The sequence below is a fragment of the Calidifontibacillus oryziterrae genome, from assembly GCF_000331575.1.
GTDB lineage: Bacteria > Bacillota > Bacilli > Bacillales > Bacillaceae_J > Calidifontibacillus_A > Calidifontibacillus_A oryziterrae.
The window spans coordinates 64,582-88,946 of the sequence record NZ_ANOK01000006.1 but is presented as its reverse complement, the minus strand read 5'-3'; the positions used below and the strand labels follow the sequence as shown (position 1 = coordinate 88,946).

21 protein-coding genes are annotated in these 24,365 nt (G+C 36.2%); 5 read left to right on the top strand and 16 right to left on the bottom strand.

Annotated elements, in window-relative coordinates:
- Nucleotide 1: 1 nt before the first annotated feature.
- From fabF to D612_RS0106190, 4 genes are all read right to left on the bottom strand, one after another.
- Nucleotides 2-1,240: a beta-ketoacyl-ACP synthase II gene (gene fabF, locus D612_RS0106205; protein ID WP_017754627.1), complete on the bottom strand. Its 1,239-nt coding sequence runs from the start codon at nucleotides 1,238-1,240 to the stop codon at nucleotides 2-4.
- Between the two features lie 78 nt (nucleotides 1,241-1,318).
- Nucleotides 1,319-2,251, bottom strand: a complete 933-nt coding sequence (locus D612_RS0106200) for a beta-ketoacyl-ACP synthase III (RefSeq protein ID WP_017754626.1) — start codon at nucleotides 2,249-2,251, stop codon at nucleotides 1,319-1,321.
- A 198-nt stretch (nucleotides 2,252-2,449) separates the two neighbouring features.
- Complete coding sequence (locus tag D612_RS0106195) at nucleotides 2,450-2,641, bottom strand: ComZ family protein (RefSeq protein ID WP_017754625.1); 192 nt, start codon at nucleotides 2,639-2,641, stop codon at nucleotides 2,450-2,452.
- Nucleotides 2,642-2,658: 17 nt separating this feature from the next.
- Nucleotides 2,659-3,621 carry a BMP family ABC transporter substrate-binding protein gene (locus tag D612_RS0106190; protein ID WP_017754624.1) on the bottom strand — a complete coding sequence of 321 codons (963 nt, stop codon included), beginning with the start codon at nucleotides 3,619-3,621 and terminating at the stop codon, nucleotides 2,659-2,661.
- A 230-nt stretch (nucleotides 3,622-3,851) separates the two neighbouring features.
- Between D612_RS0106190 and D612_RS0106185 the strand changes: the two genes are divergently transcribed.
- Complete coding sequence (locus tag D612_RS0106185) at nucleotides 3,852-4,040, top strand: YjzD family protein (protein WP_017754623.1); 189 nt, start codon at nucleotides 3,852-3,854, stop codon at nucleotides 4,038-4,040.
- A 90-nt stretch (nucleotides 4,041-4,130) separates the two neighbouring features.
- On the opposite strand, the gene clpB is transcribed toward D612_RS0106185, so the two are convergent.
- Nucleotides 4,131-6,737: an ATP-dependent chaperone ClpB gene (gene clpB, locus D612_RS0106180; protein ID WP_017754622.1), complete on the bottom strand. Its 2,607-nt coding sequence runs from the start codon at nucleotides 6,735-6,737 to the stop codon at nucleotides 4,131-4,133.
- Between the two features lie 219 nt (nucleotides 6,738-6,956).
- Nucleotides 6,957-7,136, bottom strand: a complete 180-nt coding sequence (locus tag D612_RS0106175; RefSeq protein ID WP_017754621.1) for a YjzC family protein — start codon at nucleotides 7,134-7,136, stop codon at nucleotides 6,957-6,959.
- 221 nt (nucleotides 7,137-7,357) lie between these two features.
- Between D612_RS0106175 and D612_RS0106170 the strand changes: the two genes are divergently transcribed.
- Nucleotides 7,358-8,182, top strand: coding sequence for an undecaprenyl-diphosphate phosphatase (locus D612_RS0106170; protein ID WP_017754620.1), 825 nt, complete (start codon nucleotides 7,358-7,360; stop codon nucleotides 8,180-8,182).
- Between the two features lie 272 nt (nucleotides 8,183-8,454).
- Here the strand turns inward: D612_RS0106170 and argF are convergent, their stop codons facing one another.
- The 7 genes from argF to argC all read right to left on the bottom strand — a co-directional run bounded on the left by argF (nucleotide 8,455) and on the right by argC (nucleotide 18,044).
- Entirely contained in the window at nucleotides 8,455-9,414 is a 960-nt protein-coding gene (gene argF, locus D612_RS0106165; protein ID WP_017754619.1) for an ornithine carbamoyltransferase, read from the bottom strand.
- Between the two features lies 1 nt (nucleotide 9,415).
- Nucleotides 9,416-12,556, bottom strand: coding sequence for a carbamoyl phosphate synthase large subunit (locus D612_RS0106160; protein WP_017754618.1), 3,141 nt, complete (start codon nucleotides 12,554-12,556; stop codon nucleotides 9,416-9,418).
- Entirely contained in the window at nucleotides 12,549-13,634 is a 1,086-nt protein-coding gene (locus D612_RS0106155) for a carbamoyl phosphate synthase small subunit (RefSeq protein WP_017754617.1), read from the bottom strand. The genes D612_RS0106160 and D612_RS0106155 overlap by 8 nt, the downstream gene beginning before the upstream one ends.
- A 93-nt stretch (nucleotides 13,635-13,727) precedes the next feature.
- Nucleotides 13,728-14,885, bottom strand: coding sequence for an acetylornithine transaminase (locus D612_RS0106150; RefSeq protein WP_017754616.1), 1,158 nt, complete (start codon nucleotides 14,883-14,885; stop codon nucleotides 13,728-13,730).
- A 34-nt stretch (nucleotides 14,886-14,919) separates the two neighbouring features.
- Entirely contained in the window at nucleotides 14,920-15,699 is a 780-nt protein-coding gene (argB, locus tag D612_RS0106145) for an acetylglutamate kinase (protein WP_017754615.1), read from the bottom strand.
- A 35-nt stretch (nucleotides 15,700-15,734) separates the two neighbouring features.
- Nucleotides 15,735-16,970 carry a bifunctional glutamate N-acetyltransferase/amino-acid acetyltransferase ArgJ gene (argJ, locus tag D612_RS0106140; protein ID WP_017754614.1) on the bottom strand — a complete coding sequence of 412 codons (1,236 nt, stop codon included), beginning with the start codon at nucleotides 16,968-16,970 and terminating at the stop codon, nucleotides 15,735-15,737.
- A gap of 36 nt (nucleotides 16,971-17,006) precedes the next feature.
- On the bottom strand, nucleotides 17,007-18,044 hold the full coding sequence (gene argC / locus D612_RS0106135; protein ID WP_017754613.1) for an N-acetyl-gamma-glutamyl-phosphate reductase: 1,038 nt from the start codon (nucleotides 18,042-18,044) through the stop codon (nucleotides 17,007-17,009).
- A gap of 329 nt (nucleotides 18,045-18,373) precedes the next feature.
- On the opposite strand from argC, the gene D612_RS0106130 reads away from it, so the two are divergent.
- Complete coding sequence (locus D612_RS0106130) at nucleotides 18,374-19,072, top strand: Crp/Fnr family transcriptional regulator (protein WP_017754612.1); 699 nt, start codon at nucleotides 18,374-18,376, stop codon at nucleotides 19,070-19,072.
- Nucleotides 19,073-19,298: 226 nt separating this feature from the next.
- On the opposite strand, the gene moaA is transcribed toward D612_RS0106130, so the two are convergent.
- Nucleotides 19,299-20,300 (bottom strand): GTP 3',8-cyclase MoaA, encoded by a 1,002-nt coding sequence (moaA, locus tag D612_RS0106125; RefSeq protein ID WP_017754611.1) that lies wholly within the window; start codon nucleotides 20,298-20,300, stop codon nucleotides 19,299-19,301.
- 284 nt (nucleotides 20,301-20,584) lie between these two features.
- Here moaA and D612_RS0106120 point away from each other — a divergent pair, with 284 nt between their 5' ends.
- Nucleotides 20,585-21,280, top strand: a complete 696-nt coding sequence (locus D612_RS0106120) for a Crp/Fnr family transcriptional regulator (protein ID WP_026092415.1) — start codon at nucleotides 20,585-20,587, stop codon at nucleotides 21,278-21,280.
- A gap of 9 nt (nucleotides 21,281-21,289) precedes the next feature.
- Here D612_RS0106120 and D612_RS0106115 read toward each other — a convergent pair whose 3' ends face one another.
- Both D612_RS0106115 and D612_RS0106110 read right to left on the bottom strand, forming a co-directional pair.
- Nucleotides 21,290-22,009 (bottom strand): YwiC-like family protein, encoded by a 720-nt coding sequence (locus tag D612_RS0106115; protein ID WP_034726092.1) that lies wholly within the window; start codon nucleotides 22,007-22,009, stop codon nucleotides 21,290-21,292.
- 50 nt (nucleotides 22,010-22,059) lie between these two features.
- Nucleotides 22,060-23,190: a TIGR04053 family radical SAM/SPASM domain-containing protein gene (locus D612_RS0106110; RefSeq protein WP_034726089.1), complete on the bottom strand. Its 1,131-nt coding sequence runs from the start codon at nucleotides 23,188-23,190 to the stop codon at nucleotides 22,060-22,062.
- Nucleotides 23,191-23,443: 253 nt separating this feature from the next.
- Between D612_RS0106110 and D612_RS0106105 the strand changes: the two genes are divergently transcribed.
- Entirely contained in the window at nucleotides 23,444-24,142 is a 699-nt protein-coding gene (locus tag D612_RS0106105) for a Crp/Fnr family transcriptional regulator (protein WP_017754607.1), read from the top strand.
- Nucleotides 24,143-24,365 lie beyond the last annotated feature (223 nt).

Genomic DNA, 24,365 nt, shown 5'->3' with positions numbered 1-24,365 from the left:
ACTATTCATATTTTTTGAAAATGAGGGAAACGTTGTGACCACCAAATCCTAATGAGTTACTTAGTACTGTTTTTACTTCCTGCTTTCGAGCTTGATTAGGAACATAATCTAAGTCACATTCCGGATCAGGAGTTTCAAGATTCATTGTTGGTGGAATAACTCCATCTGTAATTGCTTTAACGGAGAAAATTGCCTCTACTGCACCTGCTGCACCTAATAAATGTCCTGTGACTGACTTCGTTGAACTAACAGCCATTTTATAGGCATGCTCACCGAAAACCTCCTTAATAGCCATTGTTTCATATTTATCGTTGTAGTCTGTACTCGTACCATGTGCATTCATGTAATCAATATCTTCAGGCTTAATCCCAGCATCCTGCAATGCCTGCCTCATCGCTCTTACTCCGCCTTCACCACCAGGAGCAGGAGCGGTAATGTGATAAGCATCACCGGTAGCTCCATAGCCAACAATCTCAGCATAAATCTTTGCACCACGACTAAGAGCAGTTTCTAATGATTCTAGTACCAGAATACCTGCCCCTTCCCCCATTACAAAACCATCACGATTTAAATCAAACGGGCGACTAGCTGTCTTTGGATCTGGATTTGTTGACAATGCTTTAGCCATACAAAAGCCAGCAAATGCCATGTTTGTAATCGGTGCTTCAGTTCCACCTGTTATCATATAATCAGCATCGCCACGTTGAATAACTTTAAAGGCATCCCCAACGGAATTTGCGCCCGAAGCACAAGCAGTTACTGTACAAGCATTAATCCCTTTTGCACCTAGCGCAATCGAAACTTGGCCTGCGGCCATATCAGCAATCATCATTGGCACATAGAATGGACTTACGCGACGATAACCTTTTTCTAGGAAATTCCTGTGCTGCTCTTCATGTGTTTCCATGCCGCCGATACCTGAACCTATCCAAACACCTACTCTTGGCGCTATTTCATCGGTGATCTCAAGATTTGCATCTTTTACTGCCATTAATGAAGCAGCCATCGCATATTGAGTAAATTTGTCCATTCTTCTTGCTTCTTTTTTATCAAAAAAATCTTCCGGATTAAAATTCTTTAATTCGCCTGCTACTTTAGCCGGAAACTGATCTTTATCAATTCTCGTTACCTCGCTAACACCGGAAATACCATTTATAACATTGTTCCATGTGGTATCTAAGTTATTTCCACAAGGTGTAACTGCACCTAAACCTGTGATAACAACTCGTCTTTTCTCCATAAATAGGACTCCCCTTTTCTATATTTTAATCACTTATTATATTTGTTTCGAACAAAATATCGTTTTTCCTGCTATTATTTATTTCCCCCATTTTAACGCAATAGCTCCCCAGGTTAATCCGCCACCAAAACCTACCATTACAACTACATCATCATCTTTTATGTTTCCTTTTTCAAGCTCTTCTACAAGAGCAATTGGAATTGAAGATGAGGATGTATTACCGTACTTATCTACTGTTTTGGACATTTTTTCTTCAGGTAGCTCTAGCCTTTGCCGAGATGCCTCCATAATCCTAATATTTGCTTGATGGGGAACTAAAAAGTCAACATCATCTTTTGTTAAACCAGCTTTTTCAATGACACTTACTGCAGATTCCCCCATTTGTCTAACGGCAAACTTAAATACTTCTCTTCCATTCATAATAATATATTCATCTTGGTATAAATGTTTGGCGCCAACACCGTCTGCACCTAGCTCAAACGAAAGAATACCTCTGCCTTTCGATACAGGAGCCATAACAGCAGCTGCTGCACCATCCCCGAATAACACAGCTGTATTACGGTCATTCCAATCGGTAATTTTTGAAAGCTTTTCAACACCTATCACGAGGACATTTTTATAAGTGCCAGTTTGGATAAATTGTTGTGCTGTAACCATCCCGTACATAAACCCTGCACAAGCAGCACCAATATCCATTGCAGCTGCATTGTTAGCACCTAACCTTTCTTGGACTAAACAAGCAACTGATGGAAACGGGGAATCAGGTGTTACAGTAGCTACGATAATTAATTCAATATCAAGAGCTGTTAAACCCGCATTTGATATAGCTTTTTCAGCAGCAAAGAAAGCCATGTCAGATGTATCAATATCATCACTAGCAATTCGTCTTTCCTTAATCCCTGTTCTTGTCTGAATCCACTCGTCAGAAGTATCCACTATTTTCTCTAAATCTGCATTTGTGACTATTTTTTCAGGAAGGTAACGGCCAATTCCTATAATCCCAGCATTCATTTTAGCAACCCCTTTAAATCATATAGTAGTTTACTGATCCATAGTTTATGATCAAATATTATGACTTGGTACTAATTTTAATCTAAAAAAATATTTTTGTCTACTGACAAACGGATAAAAAATATCCAAAAACATTCAAAAAACAGCAAAAGAAGCTATCCAAAAGTCATTGATTATGATTTCAGATAGCCTCGCACATTATTTATTTTGTTCAGCTGCTTCTGTAGCACCTAACTCATATGCATCATTCATGACCTTCAAAAGAACGGTTAACATCGGCTGCATCATTTCCATATCAGCTTCAAAACCCCTTTCCTTCAATAAAGTTTGTGTTTCAGGCAAATACTTCATTGCAATTTGCATAAATTTTAAATTTCTATCTTGTTCCATTTAATTGCACTCCTTATTTATTCATATTCATTTGGTAATTTACCAGTTTTTATATAGATGTCCACTGCTTTTTCAATCTTAGTCTGATAGTCTTGTGGTACCTCAGGACTAAATTCACCTAATGTTATAACACCTTCTGCAAAATCAAATGACTTTGGTACATGCTCAAGCTTACCTGCAATAAATTCGGAAGCAATTAATTCATATAGTTCATCTACATGCTGTACTGTGCTTGTAAGTACCGTTGTTTCTCCTAAATCAGATTGATCAGATACAAATCCTATTGCATAAAGTCCATCTTCTTTTATTTGTTCCACTAAAACCATATTAAATGTATCACCTGCTGGATAATAAACGTCAGCGCCTTTATTTTCCATTCGTTTATAAATTTCCAGCGCTTTTTCGTCGTTACTCCAACTTTTCGTATAATCCACTGTGATTGTAATGGTAGGATCTTCAAAATTTGCGCCTTCAATAAATCCACGAACCTCTGGCTGCCAATCAAAGGCAGCAATAATTCCTAATTTTTTTGTCCCACTCATTTTTGCAGCTACCATACCACCAAAAAAACCCATTGCATAGGAGTTAAATTTAATACTCGTGACATTATCTGCTACAAACTCACCATTAAAATAAATAAATTCAATATGAGGGTACAGACTATGGAATTCCTTGAAAAATAGACCATATTCACTACCATGTCCGAATACAAGTGTGACTCCCTGATCGTCAAATTCAGCTAATGCTTGTTTTACTGCATCCCTAGTTTTTATATTTTCTTTATAGTAAACATCTGCATTTAATTCTGATTGAATTTTTAATAAACCTTTGTAGCCTTTACTTCCCCATACCGGGTCATTGATCGTTTCTGGTAATAGTAAACCTACCTTAATAGGATTAGATTTAAAGGATCCAGATGGTTGTCCACAGGCAACACATACTAAAACTATAGTTATCCATATTAGAAGAAGCTTCTTCATAACGGAGCCCCCCTCAAAAAACCATTTCTACATACGTATAACATTTATATTTTACCCTTCTATAACATAAATGTAAAAGAAAATTCCCATTTAGTTATTTTTATGCTTGTCTTATCTTTTTAGAATCTATGTCAATGCGTTCTTCTCGTTCAATCCAACTTTTTCTTTATTTTTTAAGAAGAGTTATGATAAAATAAGTTAAAATGTGCTTATATCGAGGTGAAAAAAAAATGCGTATTTTCTGGACTCTTTTTTGGTCATTCTTATTAAGTCTAATGCTAGTTTATGTTATCAGCAGCATGACGGGTAGTCCATTTGTATTTATGCAGGGTGTAATTCTTGCTGTTGTATTCTCTCTAGTTATTATTATTGTGGGAGAAGCTGGAGTACCAAATGAACCGAGCGAATCTCACCATTAATATGTAAGAATTAAACGTTCATAATTTATAGTAAGAGGCAAACCGTTAGTGGTTTGCCTCTTTGTTCATAGCCATTTTCTCTTTTAAATATTAATCTACTTCAACATTGATTTCGCCATTTTGAACACCAATCACTATGTTGGATCCATCGGTTATTTTCCCGGCAATAATTTCTCTAGCAACCTTTGTTTCGATGAATCGTTGAATGAAACGTTTTAATGGACGGGCACCATAAACGGGATCAAATCCTTCATTAGCTATAAAATCTTTTGCTTCATCTGTTAGTGTTAATTTAATTTGGCGATCCTCTAACCGCTTCTGTAATTCTTCCGTCAGCTTCATAACAATACCTTTGATTTCATTAACAGTAAGAGGCTTAAATAAGATCGTATCATCTACACGATTTAAAAATTCAGGTCTAAAATGTTGACGGAGTTGACCCATTACTTTTTCTCTTGTAGATTCAGCTATTTCACCAGACGTTGTTATTCCTTCTAACAAGTAGGTTGAACCGATATTAGACGTCATAATAATAACCGTATTTTTAAAATCCACAACAGTTCCCTTAGAGTCGGTTACTCTACCATCATCTAATATTTGTAATAAAATGTTAAACACTTCAGAATGGGCTTTTTCAATTTCATCTAATAATATAACTGAATAAGGCTTTCGCCTGACGGCTTCAGTTAATTGTCCACCTTCTTCATATCCTACATATCCAGGTGGGGCACCAATTAAACGAGAAACCGTATGCTTTTCCATATATTCAGACATATCAATTCGAATAATATGCTCTTCACTATCAAACAAACTTTCCGCTAACGCTTTTGCAAGCTCTGTTTTCCCGACACCAGTCGGTCCTAAAAAAATGAATGATCCGATTGGTCGTTTTGGATCCTTGACGCCAGCTCGTGCTCTAATAACTGCATCGGCAACTAGTTGGACCGCTTCATCCTGACCAATAACACGCTCATGAAGAATATGATCTAAGCGTAGAAGCTTTTCCCATTCACCCTCAACAAGACGAGATACTGGTATTCCTGTCCAACGACCAACGATATCCGCTATTTCGTCTTCGGTTACCTCTTCACGGAGCAATCTACCCTCTTTCTCATTTTGTGTAATATTTTGTTCAGCCTGTTTCAATTGTTTTTCAAGCTCTGGAATTCTACCATGTCTCAGCTCAGCAGCCTTATTTAAATCATATTTTGACTCCGCATCCTCCAATTCTCGACGTGCTTTCTCAATTGCACCTCGCAATTCTTGAAGTTGTAAAATCCCTTTCTTTTCCTCTTCCCATTTTGCCCTCATAAACTGTGCTTTTTCTTTCAAGTTTGCAAGCTCTTTCCTTAATGCTTCTAAGCGTTCAATACTTCCTTGGTCCTTTTCTTTGCTTAATGCCGCTTCTTCAATTTCAAGCTGCATAACACGACGTGTTACTTCATCTAATTCAGATGGCATTGAATCAATTTCAGTTCGAATCATTGCGCATGCTTCATCAACTAAATCAATCGCTTTATCTGGTAAAAACCGATCTGAGATATAGCGATCAGATAAAACAGCTGCAGAAACTAGGGCACGGTCATGAATATTGACACCATGATGAATCTCAAACCGTTCTTTTAATCCTCGTAGAATTGAGATTGTATCCTCAACGGATGGTTCATTAACTAAAACTTGCTGAAAGCGACGTTCAAGGGCCGGATCTTTTTCAATGTACTTCCGATGCTCATCTAAAGTTGTTGCACCTATACAATGTAACTCACCTCGTGCAAGCATAGGCTTTAACATATTTCCTGCGTCCATGGCACCCTCTGTTTTTCCGGCACCAACAATCGTATGAAGCTCATCAATAAATAAAAGAATTTTTCCGTTGCTTTTTTTTACTTCGTTTAAAACAGCCTTTAACCGTTCTTCAAACTCACCTCGATATTTTGCGCCTGCAACTAAGGCACTCATATCGAGTGCAAATATTGTCTTGTCCTTTAATCCCTCGGGTACATCTTTACGGACGATCCTTTGCGCTAAACCTTCAACAATTGCTGTTTTCCCAACACCTGGTTCACCAATTAAAACAGGGTTATTTTTGGTTTTTCTTGATAAAATTCGAATTACACGACGTATTTCAGAATCCCTACCAATGACTGGATCAACTTTCCCTGACCTTACATCGGCAACTAAATCACGACCATATTTAGCTAATGCTTCATATGTCGCCTCAGGAGTTGGAGTTGTAACACGTTGATTCCCACGAATTTCTGTTAACACTTTTAATAAGGTAGAACGATCCATACCAAATTGTTTTAATAGCTTAGCTATGTCTGTAGATGATTTTTCATCTGTTATTGCCAACAATACATGTTCCACTGAAATGTATTCATCTTTTAGCCGTTTTGCCTCGTCCTCAGCCCGAACGAGAAGTGCTTGTAACCGCTGAGTAATATAAACACCGCTAGAATCAACTCCAGAGCCTGTAACTTTAGGTAGTTTATTCAAGAATCCTTCAACCTTTGCTTTGACCATTTCTTTATCAACATTTAATCTTTGTAAAATACTAGCTGTAATACCATCTTGCTGTTCTAATAAAGAATACATAAGATGTTCAACATCAATTTGTTGATGACCTTTGCGAACTGCTAATGATTGCGCATTAACAAGTGCTTCTTGTGTTTTCTCAGTCATTTTATTCATATCCATACGTATACCTCCAATCTTTTTATTGTTTGACCTTGTTTGACCTTTACTTATATTATCCATTTTTAAAAGAAAAAACACAAGTTTTTTAATACATATATTTTTACAGAAAAAGCGTCTTTTTCTTTAATTTACTTCTTAATAGTCTGTTTTTCACGTATTATTGATTTTTTTTGACCTTTTGAATATTAAGAAAGCTGCCCTGAAGGACAGCATAAAGACTTATGGTTTTCTGGCATAGGTCCATTTCCGATTATGATTCGAATTTTCCGGAAAAGTATCTCCAGCTTGAAGCTTTACAGATTGTGGATTCGTAACCATCGATCCCGTTTCTCCGATTTCTACATATATTCCGTTATTAGGAGCTTTTTGGCCTGCTCTAAATTGCCGTGGTTGTCCCATTTTAAAACCTCCCTATGTTATATTCGTTACTATTATTTCCCTTGCATTTACATCTTATTATCAAAAAAACAGTTGCTCTTTACAATAAAAAACATAATACACCAATTAAAATGTATATTATGGTAGTGACAAAAATAGTTATTGATTATTTACATATTTGTTATTATGTTGTTTAATAAAACAGTTAATTCATTTATTAATACATATCGGAGGCATATCAGATGGAACAAGCAGATAAAATTTATCTTTTGATAAAATATTTATTTTTAGGCATATTCCAAGGCTTCACAGAACCAATTCCGGTCTCTTCAAGTGGACACCTTGTATTAGCACAGCATTACCTAGGGCTAGAAATAGAAGGCTTTAGCTTCGAGTTATTAGTAAATTTCGCCTCACTACTTGCTGTCCTACTGATTTATCGGAAAGATTTAATAAGATTAGCGGTCAATGGCTTAAAATATATACAGACTAAAGAGGAAAAATGCAAAGCAGATTTTCACTTTATTATTTATCTTATCGTTGCCACAATTCCAGCTGGTGTAATTGGCGTTCTATTTGATGATGAAATTGGTGCCATTTTTAAAGATGGCGTAAAGCTTATCGGCATAACATTAATTATCACTGGTATTGCACTTTGGGCAATCCGTAATCTTCGCGGTCGAAAAGGTGATGGAGATTTAGCATTTAGGGATGCCATCATAATTGGCTTCGCCCAAGCAATTGCATTAATACCAGGTATTAGCCGTTCAGGAGCAACAATTGTTGCTGCGATGGGACTTGGAATGAAGCCAGAAACAGCATTGCGGTTTTCATTTATGTTATTTATTCCGGTTAGTCTAGGTGGGATGATTTTATCTGCAACAGATATTCTAAATGATCCCAACTTAAATGCACTCATTATTCCATATACATTAGCATTTATCGGTTCATTAGTTGCGTCATATTTTTCCCTTAAATGGTTTATGGGAATTATGGCACGAGGCAATTTAATCTATTTTGCAATATATTGTTTAGTTGCTGGCACAGCAGTTGTCTTATTCAATTAACAAAAGGCGCAAGCGCCCCGCTTAGCGACGTATAAACTAAGAGCGCATCGACTGAGATAAACAAAACACGTCGAGGGACGAGTCGATGTTGACTTATTGCAAAAGAGATGAGCGAAGTTTATTAGTCGCTGGGCGCTCGTGCTGGATTCCAAAGCGCAAAATTATACTTTCTTATCTTTTAAAAATGCGGTCCCGATTATGGCTTATGAAAGCGTTGATTACGAAGTAATCACGACTTTTTAGAAGACAAATCAGGACCGCATCATTCATTTTTAATAATCTAATAACCCTAGAATCAATGCCTTTTGAACATGTAGACGATTTCCTGCTTGTTGAAAAACAACAGAATGTGGACCGTCGATTATTTCCGAGGTGACCTCTTCTTCACGGTGTGCAGGCAGGCAATGTAAGAACGAGTAATCTTCCTTTGCATATGACATTAATTGCTGATTAACTTGAAAAGGCTTTAGCTTTTCCATTCTTTCTTGCTGTTCTGATTCAAAACCCATACTAGTCCATACATCAGTATAGATGAAATCTGCACCTTTTACTGCTTCTATCGGATCATGAGATACTTCGATAATGGCGCCTGTTTCCTTAGCAACCTCTTTCGCAAACTCAACAATTTCCTTCTTCGGTTCATACTCTGCTGGACATGCAACCGTACAATCTACACCAACTTTTGCAGCAGCAATCATTAATGAATGGGCAACATTATTGCCGTCACCAACATACACAAGCTTCTGACCTTCTAAACTTCCCTTTATTTCGTATATTGTCATAAGATCGGCCAAAGCTTGACAAGGATGATAGTCATCAGTAAGTGCATTAATAACAGGGATGGATGCTTTGTCAGCTAATTCTACAACCCTATCATGCTCAAACGTACGAACCATAATAATATCTATATACTCCGACAAAACCATCGCAGTATCCGAAATCGGTTCTCCTCTTCCTAACTGTGAATCCTTCGTACTTAAAAAAATCGCATGACCACCTAACTGTGTCATTCCCGCTTCAAAAGATACACGAGTACGTGTTGATGATTTTTCAAATATCATTCCCATCGTTTTCCCTTTTAAAACATCTAGATGTTGACCTGCTTTATGAAGCTTTTTCAATTCAATACCTGTATGAATTAACTCCATAATTTCATCCTTTGTTAGATCCCTTAACGTTAATAGATCATTTACGTGTAATTTCGGCTTAGAAATATTTATTGTAGCTCCCATGTTACATCACTTCTCTTTCAGCAAAATTTTTTGTTAACCAATCTTGAATCGAATAGACAGTGAAATTTTGATCCTTGTGTCCAATCAAAAATCCTTCAACTGTCTCCCATTCAGTAAAAACGTGTAAACGATATTTTAACGCGATTATCCGTTTTTCTATTTCATCTTCTGTTTTAGCCTTTGATAAACTGATCAGTGCAAGTGCTTCATCTTTTTGAACCCAGTTTGCAAAGTTAACCTCATCCGCCAATGTTAAACCTGCGTTAGTTATCTTTTTATTAATATAATCTAATGTTTCTTTTTCAAGTCCGTTTGTATCTACATAAACTTCATTCTTTCGATGTGATTTCTGTTCGCTCCAGTTATATACTTTGTAAAAAGCTTCCTCTTTGGATGCGGCTATCGCAATCCCTTCCCCAGTTGATTTCATTTCAGGACCTAACAATGGGTCTAAACCAGCAAGTTTAAAAGTTGAAAATACTGGATACTTAATTGTAATGTAATTTCGATCTGGCAAAAGTCCTTTTAGTTCCGTTATTTCATTTAAGTATTTCCCAAGCAATAATTTTGTCGCAATCTGAATAACGGGAACTCCAGTAACCTTACTTAAAATTGGCACAGTTCTACTCGCTCTAGGGTTAACTTCTAAAACATAAACAACCCCATCACATAGAACAAATTGAATATTCATGATTCCTTTAAACCCAAGTTCTACTGCAATTTTTTTAGAATATTCCACCATTTTTTGCTTATCTTCAGCAGAAACAGATATGGATGGCAAAATTGCTGTGCTATCACCTGAATGGACGCCTGCTTTTTCAATATGTTCGATAATAGTCGGAATTAATACATTTTCACCATCTGTTAAAACATCAACCTCTGCTTCTTTGCCAGCCACATATGCATCTAGCAATATTGGAAATACTTTTTCAGTTTGATTCTCAATCAATTGATCTAATTCTGACTTTGAATTTAAAATAATCATTCCTTTACCACCAATGACATAGGAAGGTCGTAAAAGGACTGGAAAACCAATCATTTCCGCTTTTTCTTTTAAATCATCAATGTTATAAGCGGTTTCTCCTGGTATATGGGGAACATTTACTTTTTGCAATAGTTGATAAAAACGATCGCGATCTTCAAGCTGATCAATAACATCCAAAGTTGTTCCAATTATTAATACACCAGCTTTTTCTAGTTCAGCTACTAAATTTATTGCAGTTTGCCCTCCGAATTGAACAATTACTTCGTTTATCCCTTCAACTTCTAGAACATTTAATACTTCTTCTATTGTTAGTGGCTCAAAGTAGAGACGATCAGCTACTTGATAGTCTGTACTCACTGTTTCAGGATTATTATTAATCATAATCGTTTCATAACCTTCATCCTGTAGTGCTAGAACACCATGAACTGAACTATAATCAAATTCAATTCCTTGCCCAATTCGAATCGGTCCAGATCCGATTATACCGACCTTTTTCTTATCTTTTTTTTCAACTTCACATTCCCCGAAATAGCTTGAATAGTAATAAGGAGTATTTGCTGAAAACTCGGCTGCACACGTATCAACCATTTTATAAGCCGGTTTAATATTCATATCCTTTCTGAGCAATCGGATATCGTTTTCCGCCACCTTCCATGCTGACGCTAAATAGGCATCAGAAAACCCGTATTTTTTTACCTTTTTCATAAACGATTGACCCACATTAGCAAAGGAATACGCTTCTATTTCACTTTCCAGCTTAATTAAGCGATAGAAGCAATGAACAAAAAATGAATTGATTTTTGTTTCTTTTTCAACACTTTGGATACTTTCACCACGACGGAGCAATTCCAAAATCGCGAAAAAGCGACGGTCATCAGCATTTATCACAAGCTTCCATAATTGTTCCTTATTCATTTTTTCAATTACAGGTAATTTAAGCCCTATTGCACCTACCTCTAACGAGCGTACGGCTTTTTGCAATGCACTTTCAAGGTTGCGATCAATTGCCATTACTTCCCCTGTTGCTTTCATTTGTGTCCCCAATAATCGATGAGCATTTGGAAATTTATCAAACGGCCAACACGGAAACTTTACAACAACATAATCAATTGCAGGTTCAAAGCTTGCATATGTGTGCCCCGTCACAGGGTTTAACAATTCATCCAGTGTGTATCCTAAGCTTAACTTAGCAGCTATTCGTGCGATCGGATAACCTGTTGCCTTAGAAGCAAGTGCTGACGACCGGCTTACGCGTGGGTTAACTTCAATTAAGTAATAGTTTTTACTAACAGGATCTAACGCAAATTGAATATTGCAACCACCAATAATGCCTAACGCCCGTATAATTTTCACAGATGCACTACGCAGCATCTTATACTCAACATTTGTTAACGTTTGTGATGGGGCAACTACAATTGAATCTCCAGTATGGATACCTACTGGATCAATGTTTTCCATATTACAAATCGTAATACAAGTATCCTTCGCATCACGCATCACTTCATACTCAATCTCTTTATATCCCGCTATACTCCTTTCAATCAAGCACTGTGTAATAGGACTCGCATCAAGTCCGTTTCGGACAAGATCTATAAAACTTTCCATATCCTCAGCAATACCACCACCGAAGCCACCCAAAGTATATGCTGGCCGTACAATGATAGGAAAGCCTATTTCCTTTGCAAAGCTTTTTGCCGCTTCAATATTATCAACAATGTCACTTTCAGGTACGGGCTCCTTTAATTCATGCATAAGGGAACGAAAAGCTTCCCTATCTTCACCTTTTTTTATTGATTCAATTGGAGTCCCTAAAAGCTCTACATTGTACTTTTGCAAAATTCCTTTTTCGTGAAGTGCGAAAGCAAGATTTAATCCTGTTTGCCCACCTAATGTTGCTAATAATCCATCAGGTTTTTCTTTAATAATAATTTTTTCTATGCTTTCAACAGTCAAAGGCTCAAAATAAACAGCATCAGTATTCGCCTCATCGGTCATTATTGTTGCAGGATTATTGTTTACTAGAATAACGCGGCAGCCTTCCTCTTTAAGTGCTAAACAAGCCTGCGTACCTGCATAATCAAATTCAGCAGCTTGCCCAATAATAATAGGACCTGAGCCAATCACTAATACTGATTGTATATGGTTTGATTTAGGCATATACTTTTTCTCTCCTAACGTTATTCATGAGTCCAACAAAATCAGCAAATAACCAACTACTACCAACTGCATCAGGTTGTACTTCTGGATGAAACTGAACTGAAATAATTGGTAATCTATTATGAATTACCCCCTCGATTGAACGATCGTTTACATTTAAATAACGTGGAGAAAGGTCCGTACCTTGTAAGCTTTTTTCAACAACTACAAATGAGTGATTTTGTGATGACATAAAAACTTTTTTCGTTAGTAAATCACTAACAGGCTGGTTAGCACCATAATGTCCATATTTTAGTTTTTTCGTATTAGCGCCAAAAGCTAATGCAACTATTTGATGGCCTAAACCTATTGCTAGAGTTGGATAAGTTTGCAATAGCTTTTTAATAACTGGTAAATGAAAGCTCATTTGTTTTGGATCACCTGGTCCGTTAGAAAGCAAAATACCATCCGGTTGTAGTGATTGAATGGTTTCAAATGTCGTGTTGTATGGGACAACAGTCACTCTGCACCCTAATTGGTTCAAGGTTGTTATGATTGACTTTTTATAACCGAAATCCATTAATACTACATTGAAGGTACCTATACCATACATTTCTATTTTGTCTGTGGATACTTCTTTAATTAGCAATTTTTCTTCAATTACCTGATAATTTTCGAAATTGGCATCTTCTACTTTTGATACTAAAAACCCACCCATTACACCTTGATTCCGTATACGCTTAACGATAGCTCGTGTGTCTACATTTGTTAATGTGGGAACTTGCCACTTATCTAAATATGCAGCAAATGTACTAACCGCTTCGTAATGGTGACTTTCAAAGCTATATTCACAAATAATTACCGCTGAAACTTGAGGCTTATTACTCTCAAGATCAACTTCATTTACGCCACAGTTTCCAATTAAAGGATACGTAAACACAACGATTTGGCCTTTAAATGAAGGATCCGTAACTACCTCCTGATACCCAGTCATACTCGTTACGAATACTACTTCACCTTCAATTGGATGTAACGGTTGTTGACCAACCCAATTCCCTTCAAAATAATCACCATTTTCTAATACGAGAAAACCTTCCATACTCAAGCACCCCCACGACGTATATTTATTAAAAAGAAGGTATTTTTATTCATCGAACTATAAAAAAATAGACTAAACATTTTACAATAGCAATTACTTAATGGCTGCTGCTTTTTTTAGCAGGACATCCTTTATTAAATTCACAGCAATATCAATTTCTTCCTTCGTTACAATCAATGGTGGTAATAAACGTATCACATTAGGGCCTGCCGTTAATACAAGTAGTCCATGAGTTCTAAGTTCTGTTATAATTTCTGTAGCACCTTCACTCCATTCAATACCCAATAACAAACCCTTACCCCTGATAGCTCTAACATTTCCTATATTTTTCAACCCGTTTGTTAACTGGTCCAGAAAATAGTCACCTTTTTCTTGAACATCCTGTAAAAACTTTGAATTAAATATTTCTGTTATCGTTGCTTTAGCTGCCGCCATTGCTAATGGGTTTCCACCAAATGTTGAACCATGTACACCAGCTGAAAATGTTTCACCTAGAAATTTCTTGCCAATCATTGCTCCAACTGGAAACCCGCTCCCTAATCCTTTTGCAACTGTAATAACGTCAGGTGATATTTCTGCATGCTCATATGCAAAAGCTTTCCCTGTTCTGCCAATACCTGTTTGCACTTCGTCTACAATGAATAATGCACCATATTTCTTGCATAACTGTTCACACTTTTGCAAAAATATATACTCACCAGGATGGACGCCACCTTCACCTTGAATAACCTCAACCATAATGGCTGCAACATCATCTCCCATAGCTTTTTCTAGCTCATTTTCATCATTATACGGAAGATAAACAAACTCCTCTAATAAAGGGCCAAAGCCTGTATGAATTTTCTCTTGGCCAGTCGCTGACATTGTCGCAAACGTTCGCCCGTGAAATGACTGTTTAAACGTTATTATTTTTGATTTTTGCGTATGCTTCCTAGCTACTTTGATTGCCGCTTCATTCGCCTCAGCTCCACTATTACAAAAAAACACTAAATCACCAACACTATTGTCAGTAAGAAGCTTCGCTACTTCCACCTGAAGACTTGATTGAAAAAGATTAGACACATGCCAAACTTTGTTCAGCTGTTCCTCAAGTGCCTTTTGCACAACCTGCGGACGATGTCCTAAGTTACACACAGCTATACCAGCGATAAAGTCCAAGTATTCCTTACCATTTTGATCATAAACCTTTGTACCCTCTGCTTTAACAATTTCAAGCTCCCAACGCGCGTATGTTGGAAAAACTGCTTCCATTTTTTCACACCTCTATATTGTTTCTTAATTTTTATTAAATATTAACTGCTGTTTCCTTGATTATCTTTGTACCAATAATTTTTCCATCGTTCACAATTTTTGAATGTTTCCCGTCAACTATCATTACTTCTTGTAGTTCTCCAGTTAATGAATGTAACGCTGCTTTTACCTTCGGAATCATTCCACCATAAATGGTTCCTTCTTCAATAAGTACTTCAATCTCTTTAGGTGTGAGCTCCTCTAAAAGTTCACCGTCTTTTAAAATACCAGGAACATCCGTAACAAATAGTAATTGATCTGCATCTAATGCTTTGGCTACTGCACCTGCTGCTGTATCAGCATTAATATTATAACGGTGGTCATCATCATCTACCCCAATCGGTGCAATTACCGGAACGATATTAAGGGAAAGAATAGCCAATAACAACTCTCTATTTACTGTTTCAACTTCACCAACATATCCGAGTTGTTCGAAATTAACTGGTTTTGCCTTGAGGAGTTTTCCATCAACCCCTGATAAGCCAAGTGCCTCCACACCTGCTTTTTGCAGCTTGCCAACAAGTGTCGTATTTATTTTTCCTGCAATAACCATTTCAACAACTTCCATCACTTCTGTTGTCGTTTTTCTGAGACCATTTACAAATTCAGATTCAATCTTTAATTCAGTCAAGATCCTATTAATCTCTGGGCCTCCACCGTGAACAATTACCGGCCTTTTCCCTAGTTTTATAATATCGGCAATACTTTCAAAAAAGCCATCGCTTAAATTTGATAACGTACTACCACCACATTTTATTAACACAATATCTCCCACGCTAAGCTCCCCCTCTAATTCGTTTCCCCTTATTACTAAGATCGATAGCTCGCGTTAATTCGAACATAATCATATGATAAATCACAACCCCAAGCCTTCCCTGTAGCTTCCCCCATATGAAGATCTACTTTAATTGTAATCTCGTTACCTTTTAAATAAACAGTCGCGTCTTCCTCTGAAAAAGGAATTGGCTGACTATTTTTTAACATTTGAATATCACCAATGAAAACATCCACAGTATCTGGATTGATTTCAACGCCACTATAGCCTACCGCGCAAATGATTCGACCCCAGTTTGCATCTGCACCATGTACAGCTGTTTTAACTAACGATGATCCGACAATCGTTTTAGCGATTATTCCCGCATCATCTTCATTTAAAGCACCTACGACATTTACTTCAACAAGCTTTGTCGCTCCTTCACCATCTCTAGCAATTTCCTTTGCCAAATCTTCACATGCTTTTTCAAGAGCTGCATAAAACAGATTCCAATCAGGATGTTCAGGTGTTAATAAGTCATTTTCGGCCAAACCATTAGCAAGAACAATAACCGTATCATTTGTTGAGGTATCTCCATCTACTGTAATGCGGTTAAACGTTTTATTCGTAATGTCACTTAATGCAGTCTGTAAATTTCCTGAATCAATCGCTGCATCTGTCGTAATAAACCCAAGCATCGTTGCCATATTCGGTTTAATCATCCCCGAACCTTTAGCAGCTCCAGCAACAGTAATCTTCTTATTATTAATCTCAGTTTGATAACATGTTGTTTTTTGCACTAAATCTGTTGTTAAAATCGCCCTACTGAACTGTTCGCCACCTTCAGCAGACGAAGACGGCTCAAGTCTTTCAATACCTGTCACAATTTTGTCCATTGGCATTAGTTCACCGATAACACCTGTTGAAGCTACCGCCACATAATGATTTGGAATCGCAAGTTTTTTCGCTGTTTCGCTTCTCATCTTATGTGCGTCAAGAAGTCCTTGTTCCCCGGTACATGCATTAGCGTTTCCACTATTACATATAATCGCCTGTAGTCTTTGTTCGACAGCAATACTCTCTTTTGTGACCTTTATTGGGGCTGCCTGAAACGTATTTAATGTATAAACGGCCGCACAGCTAGCAGGAACGTCACTAAAAATAACCCCTAGGTCCAGCCTCTCCTTTTTTCTTATATTCGCGCAAATAGCTGCAGCATTAAACCCTATAGGAGTTGTAATTGTACCGTTTTTCATTTTTTTAACAACCCCATTTTCGAAGTTCAGTGTCAATGTTGTTCTCTCCTTTTAATCTTCTTTTCTCTTTTCTTAAGGATATACAGGAACAAACTGCAAGCCTGTTGTTTCATCTAATCCCATCATAATGTTTAAATTTTGAACCGCTTGCCCTGCCGCACCTTTTACTAAATTATCTATAACCGAAACAACCATAATTCTACCTGTTCTTTCATCATAAGCTATACCGATATCACAATAGTTTGAGCCATATACTTCTTTCGTGGCTGGGAAACTGCCTTTTTTACGAATACGAACAAATGGATGATTTACATACGTTCCATTATACAGATCGATTAATTGATCAATTGTTGTGACATCCTTTGGCTTAACATAAATAGTTGACATGATCCCTCTTGTCATTGGTACAAGATGTGTATTAAAGCTAATTGGTTGAATTTCTGGATTCCAAACATTTAGAATTTGCTCTATTTCAGGTATATGCTGATGTTGATTTACTTTATAGATTTTAAAATTATCGTTTATTTCAGTAAAATGTGTTGCCGCAGATGGTGAGCGGCCTGCCCCTGAAACGGCAGATTTAGCATCAACAATAATCGAGTCCTCAACAACTAACTTCTGTTGAATTAATGGTGCTAATCCTATTAACGTTGCTGTTGGATAGCAGCCCGGATTTGCAACAATGGTAGCAGACTGGATATCGTCCTTAAACCATTCAGACAACCCGTATACCGCACTCTTTACCGTCTCTTCTGTAGACGGTTGTTTTCTATACCACTTCTCATAAACTTGTAAATCATTAATTCGCAAATCACCCGATAAGTCAATAACCTTCAAACCTGCTTGATGCAATTTTGGCGTTAAATTCGCCGAAATACCAGATGGTGTTGCCAAAAATACAAGCTCTGCTTTTTCTGCCATTTGTAACGGATCTATATCTTCTAAACTGTAATGAATAATATCTTGCAAGTGTGGATAGCTTTCAACATATGGTAATCCTTGCTGTGATGATGAGTGCAAAGATACTATTTCGACCTCAGGATGATGATTTAATAATCGTATTAATTCAGCACCGCCATATCCCGTTGCACCAACGATTGCTACTTTCATCATTGTCCTCCTATCTATATATCATTTCTACAAATCAATGAAACTACGATTTTATTATATAATTGTTTATTATATAATTGCATAAAAATAAATGCAAATGTATTTTTATAAATTAATTAATTTTTTAAAAAAGTGAATTCTCCATAAATATGATCAAACGTAGAAATTTATTATTTTGTGACTTTTATCACAACTAATAGTTGGCATATAAATTATACTTAAGTATATGTATGTGACATAATTCACACCGACATGTCGAATTGTGAATTATATCTGAAGTTAAAAAGTATTTTACGAATATAATAATACACTGGGAGAGATGCTGACTTATGTATGCAGAATTTTTGCGAAAGATATCTATTTTTAAACCTTTACCTGATCACATAATTGAAATATTAAGTGCAAAGATTAAAACAGCTCAATATCAAAAAGGAGATTTTGTTTTTCATGAATCAGATGAAGCAAAAGCTGTCTTTTTTGTAAAAAGTGGTGCTGTAAAAATAAAAAAGATCAATGCCCAAGGTAAAGAACTAATCGTTTGCATGAAGAGAAGTGGTGATATTTTTGCAGAAGCTTCATTATTTTGCGAATCAGGTTCAATTTATCCTGGAACTGCACAAATGCTTTCAAGTGGAGAGGTGCTCTATTTACTTACGACAGATTTAGAAGAAGCACTATCTATGAATCCTGAGCTTTCCGTAGAAATGATTCGCTTCATGAGTACTCAGTTACGTTCATTCACATCAATTTTGCGAGATATTGCATTGTTAGATGTGTATGGTAAAACAGTAAAAACGATTGAGAGACTAGCACGTGAATTTGGAAGTAAAACAGAAAGTGGAGTTGTAATTGAGTTGCCATTATCTATCCAAGAATTAGCCAATATTGTCGGGTCTACGCGTGAAAGTGTGAGTCGTGTTCTTTCAAAGCTTAGAGAACAAGATCTCATTTCAATAAACGAAAAGAATATTATTATTAACAATTGGTGTGATTTTTGCCATATGTTTGCTGAAACAGTAGAAGCATAACAAAGGCACAAACGCTACTTTAAAATTTATAAGGAGCTGTCAAAAAGTCTTTTTGATTTTGGCAGCTTCTTTTATAATTTTGGCTTTGTTAAATTAAATATGACAGAGCCATTGAAATTAAGTGCTCCATTCTGCGCAAAAAAAATAGAGCACTTCAACGTGCTCCCAAAGAGATAAGGGGGTTAGGAAATAAAACACTAAAAAACTATTCAAAATTAACACACCTTTATCCGCCAATAGCGGACATTACGCGTGTTGTCGGATTACCAAAGTCAAATTGAGCGTCACCCATTTGATGACGTTCTGGTTTTATAAACATTGCCTTTTTAAAAGCATGTAACAACTGATGTTCATCATCTATAATTTGCTTTAACGACACTTCATCTGACCAGAATAAGCATGGTTTCAAGTGCCCATCGGCTGTTAGTCTTAAACGGTTACATGCATCACAAAAGTTACAAGAAATCGGATGAATTAATCCAAATGAACCCTTTGCATTCTCAAATGAAAATTGATCTGCAGGCCCACTTTGTTTATTCCTAGTAATACCAAGATAGGGAGCAATACGTTGTGCAATTTCCTCCACTATGCTTAAAGGCTGATATTGATCACTCCAAATATTGTTTCCTTGCCCAATTGGCATATATTCTATAAAGCGAACATCAATTGGTTCACGAATTGTCCATTTCAAGAAGTCCTCAACTTCATTTACATTGAAATCCTTCATTAAAACTACATTTATTTTAATTGGATTTAATCCCAAATTAATTGCAGTTACAATACCTTCAAGTACTTGCTGTAGATTTCCATCTCTTGTTATATATGAAAATTTCTTCTCATCTAGTGAATCTAAGCTAATATTTACTCTGTCAAGTCCAGCTTCCTTCAGTTCAGCTCCATACTTTTTCAGAAAAACCCCATTTGTAGTTAAAGCAATATCTTCAATCTCATCGATCAATTTTATTTGTTGGATTAATTTTGGCAAATTTTTTCGTAATAGCGGCTCGCCACCTGTTATTCTAATTTTTTTGATGCCTAGCTTTGCTCCAATCTTGACAATTTTGATAATTTCATCGTCTGTTAAAAGCTTTTCAAAATCCATACATTGATGTTCACCATTAGGTACACAATAATGGCAACGCAAGTTACATCGGTCTGTAACTGATATTCTTAAATAATCATGATTTCGTCCATAACGATCAACTAACCCATTGTTGCTGTTCCCCATATGTCCACACTCCTTATAACCTTATCAAAAGGCTATTGTCACTATTGTATAGTTGAATTCCTCAAAACAGTGTGAATTAAATCACGATACCACTTAGTTTCATAAATTGTTCACAAGTGCTATTCGTAAGAAGATTTATTTGGCGTAGCTACCAGTTTATTTCTACTATATTCGTAGTAAAAACCTTGACGATAATGACTTTTTGCTTTTAACTATATATTATAGCAGTAAAATTTTGACGAAATTCGTCGAAGAGGTGGTAAATAGACATGCCTGAATATAATATTTTAAAAAATCGAAAACTTTCGGGAAATCTTAAAGAGTTATTAAATTCTGTTGAGCATACAATAAAAACGAAAAAAGGAACTTTCCTATTTCAAGAGGGTATGCCCGCAACGGAGCTTTATATTGTCCGTTCAGGGAAAATACAAATTAGTAAAATTTCCCCTGACGGCAGAGAGCTTTCACTTCGTATTTGTACAGTAGGCGATATTGTAGGTGAGCTAACGTTATTCACAGACGAAGCAAAATATTTATTAAATGCAAAAGTAATAGAAAGTGGCGAAGTTTCCATATTAAAGAAAGATTTCTTAGAGAAACAACTTATGGAAAATGGTCCCGTTACTTATGAATTTATGAAATATATGAGCGATCACTTCAGAAAAACGCAAACAAAATTTAGAGATCTTGTTCTCCACGGGAAAAAGGGAGCTCTTTATTCAACTTTAATTAGAATGACAAATAGCTATGGCGTAACTCTTGATGATGGCAGTATATTAATTGATCTATCATTAACAAACCAAGATCTCGCAAATTTTTGTGGCACTTCAAGAGAAAGTGTCAATCGTATGCTCAGCGACCTTCGAAAAAATAGTATTATATCTAACCAAAAAGGAAAAATGATCATTCATAATATCAATTTTTTACGAAATGAAATAAATTGTGAAGGCTGCCCAATCGATCTATGTCGCATAGATTAATACGAACAACTACAGTACTATGACCATAATCCCTAAAAAATAAACAGAATTAAATATTTCTAAAATTCCTATTTGCTTAGGTGACATTGTTTTCCCGTAACACCAAATTGCACGTATAACACTAGGTAAATAAGCTAGTGCTAGAAAAGGATAACCTATTGCAATTACAAAAAGAATAACACCTACATGGTAACCCCATGAAATCCAGCGAAATGCTGGATTTTTCTTTTCTCTAATAAGTGTTTTCACAAAAAAAGTACTACCGATAAAAAACATAATTGTAAATAAAAATAGAAAAATGGCTACTTGATCCAATTCACCTTGTCCAACATAATAGCTAGCTACTCCGCCGATACCAAAAGCAGCAATCGCACTAAAATCATTTAGTAGAGCACGGTCATTATTTCTTTTTCCGTAATATATATTAATTAAGAAAAACGGAAACATCGCAAGACCGAAAAATATAAGCTCTGGAACAAGAAAAACAGGTACAACTAATCCAAATAAAGCTATAATGGAATATCTTATTACCCATTTCAAATGAAGTTCTTTTTGTTTATTTTTAAATACCATTATAAGGGGATAAGTTGCTAAATATAACATCAGCCAGGCAATAAATAATGGAATATGAAGCCAGCTAGGAGCACCTATAGCCATACCTAATATAAACGGCAAAATAAGCATGGCCCATGCTCCATGTTGTTTTGGTAATAACAATTTCACCTTCATCACCTCATATTATAGAAGAAGCCGACAGAATTCATCTGCCGGCTATTCTGTTATTGTTGTTCTTGCTTCTTTCTTAATGCTTTCGGAATATAGACGCAGAATGGTTCACTTTCTAAATAATCACCTGTCATCGCATATGCTCGTGATCTTGAACCACCACATACAAATCGAAATTCACAAACACCGCATTTCCCTTTATACATGTCTGGATTTCGTAATGATTTAAAAACTGGTGATTCACGATAAATTTCGGCTAAAGGTGTCTCTCTAACATTTCCAGCCTTTATTGGTAACAACCCGCTTGGATACACGTCTCCTATATGAGAAATAAACACGAAGCCATTTCCATCGTTAACACCCTTTGGAGCTCGGCCTAAACCGTCAATCGTTCCTGTCGCCCCCTTCATTAGGGCATCTTCATAATTAATGCCATCACGATCTGTTAAATTTTCTCTCATTTTATTTTGAATCACTACACGACGGTAATGTTGTGCTGCCGTAGTTTTAATATCAAATTTCACGCGCTTGCTTAAGTTATACAGCCAAGTAAAGACTTGTTCATGCTGAACCGGTGAAATCATATCTGCTTGTTGCCCACGGCCTGTTGGTACTAGGAAAAACACACTCCATAACACACAATCAAGTTCTTCAACTAATTTAGCCATTTCATCTAATACATCAATATTATAACGAGAAATAACCGTATTAATCTGTATAGGAATTTCTAACTCATGTAAATATTTAATTGCCTTCATTGTTAAATCAAAAGAACCCGTTGTTCCTCGAAAATGATCATGAATTTCTGCAGTGGGCCCATCAAGACTGAAAGCCCATCGGGAAAGGCCAACAGCCTTTGCCTTTTCTATTGCTTCCTTCGTAACGTTTGGTGTTGCACTAGGTGTCATTGAAACTCGAACACCTTTTTTTATTGCGTAATCAGCGATGTCATATACATCATTACGCATCAATGGATCTCCACCTGTAAAAACAAGCATTGGACTATCCATTTCATATATATCATCTATTAATTTTTTTCCTTCTTCAAATGAAAGCTCTCGTGGATCTCTTGTAAGCTGTGCCTCTGCACGGCAATGCAAACAATGTAACTGACAAGCCCTTGTCAACTCCCAAATTACAATAAATGGGTCTTTATTATAATCGCGATTAAACACGTGAACCATTCCTCCTCCTGCAAAACTATGTTCTCATTTTACAGGTATTATCGATTCACTTATGTGACTTATATCACAAGTTTTCAATTGTTCACAAAGTTGTTGCACGAAAACACTATATTAATGGTATTTATCTGAATAAACCTTAAATTTTTTATATTTCAAATATTACATTATTTATTTTATAAAAAGTTTATATTTTTTTATTTTGTCGATATTTGCTAAACTTACTATATACAATATGTATGGAAGGTGAAACTGGATGGCAACCTTATCTATAAAACAACTGTTACATAGTGTACCTATATTTAAAGAATTAACAGACGAAGAGTTACAGCCTATTATAGATATTTCCCAGACTAGAGTATTTGACGCAAAATCACATGTATTTATGCAGGGAGATGTACTCGATCGTGTTTTTTTTATTTATAGTGGAAAAGTAAAGATATATAAAACAGATTTTAATGGAAGGGAACAAATTGTCTCAATTTTAACGGCTGGGGATATGTTCCCTCACGCAGGATTTTTTCGTAAAGGAGAATATCCAGCACATGCAGAAATTATTGAGCCTTCTACACTTGTTGTAATCTCGATCGCTAACTTTGAACAAATATTAATCAAATACCCTGATGTAAGTATGAAAGTATTTCGAGTGATGGGTGAAAAAATCATCGATTTACAAAACCGACTTGAGGAACAAATTTTATCTAATACTTATGAACAAATCATTAAGCTCTTATTAAGATTAGCTAAAAATCATGGAAAAATATACAAGGGGGACACCAATAAAATAGTAATTACAACCCAGTTTACAAATCGTGAACTTGCTAACATGATTGGGAGCTCCCGTGAAACAGTAAGCCGAACATTAAATCAACTCAAAAAACGGGGATTAATCGATACAAATTCTGAAGGGCTATATATTATTGAAACAGAAAAATTAGAGGATGAATTATATTAAGGAACAAAAGCTATAGTCGCCCTGATAAGCGACGCATAAACTAAGAGCGCATCGACTGAGATAAACAAAACACGTCGAGGGACGAGTCGATGTTGACCTATCGCAAAAGAGATGAGCGAAGTTTACTAGTCGCTGGGCGCTCGTGCTGGATTCCAAAGCGCAAAATTGTATATTTTCTTAATCTTTCAAAAAAAGACTTAGATGATAGAATCTAAGCTTTTTT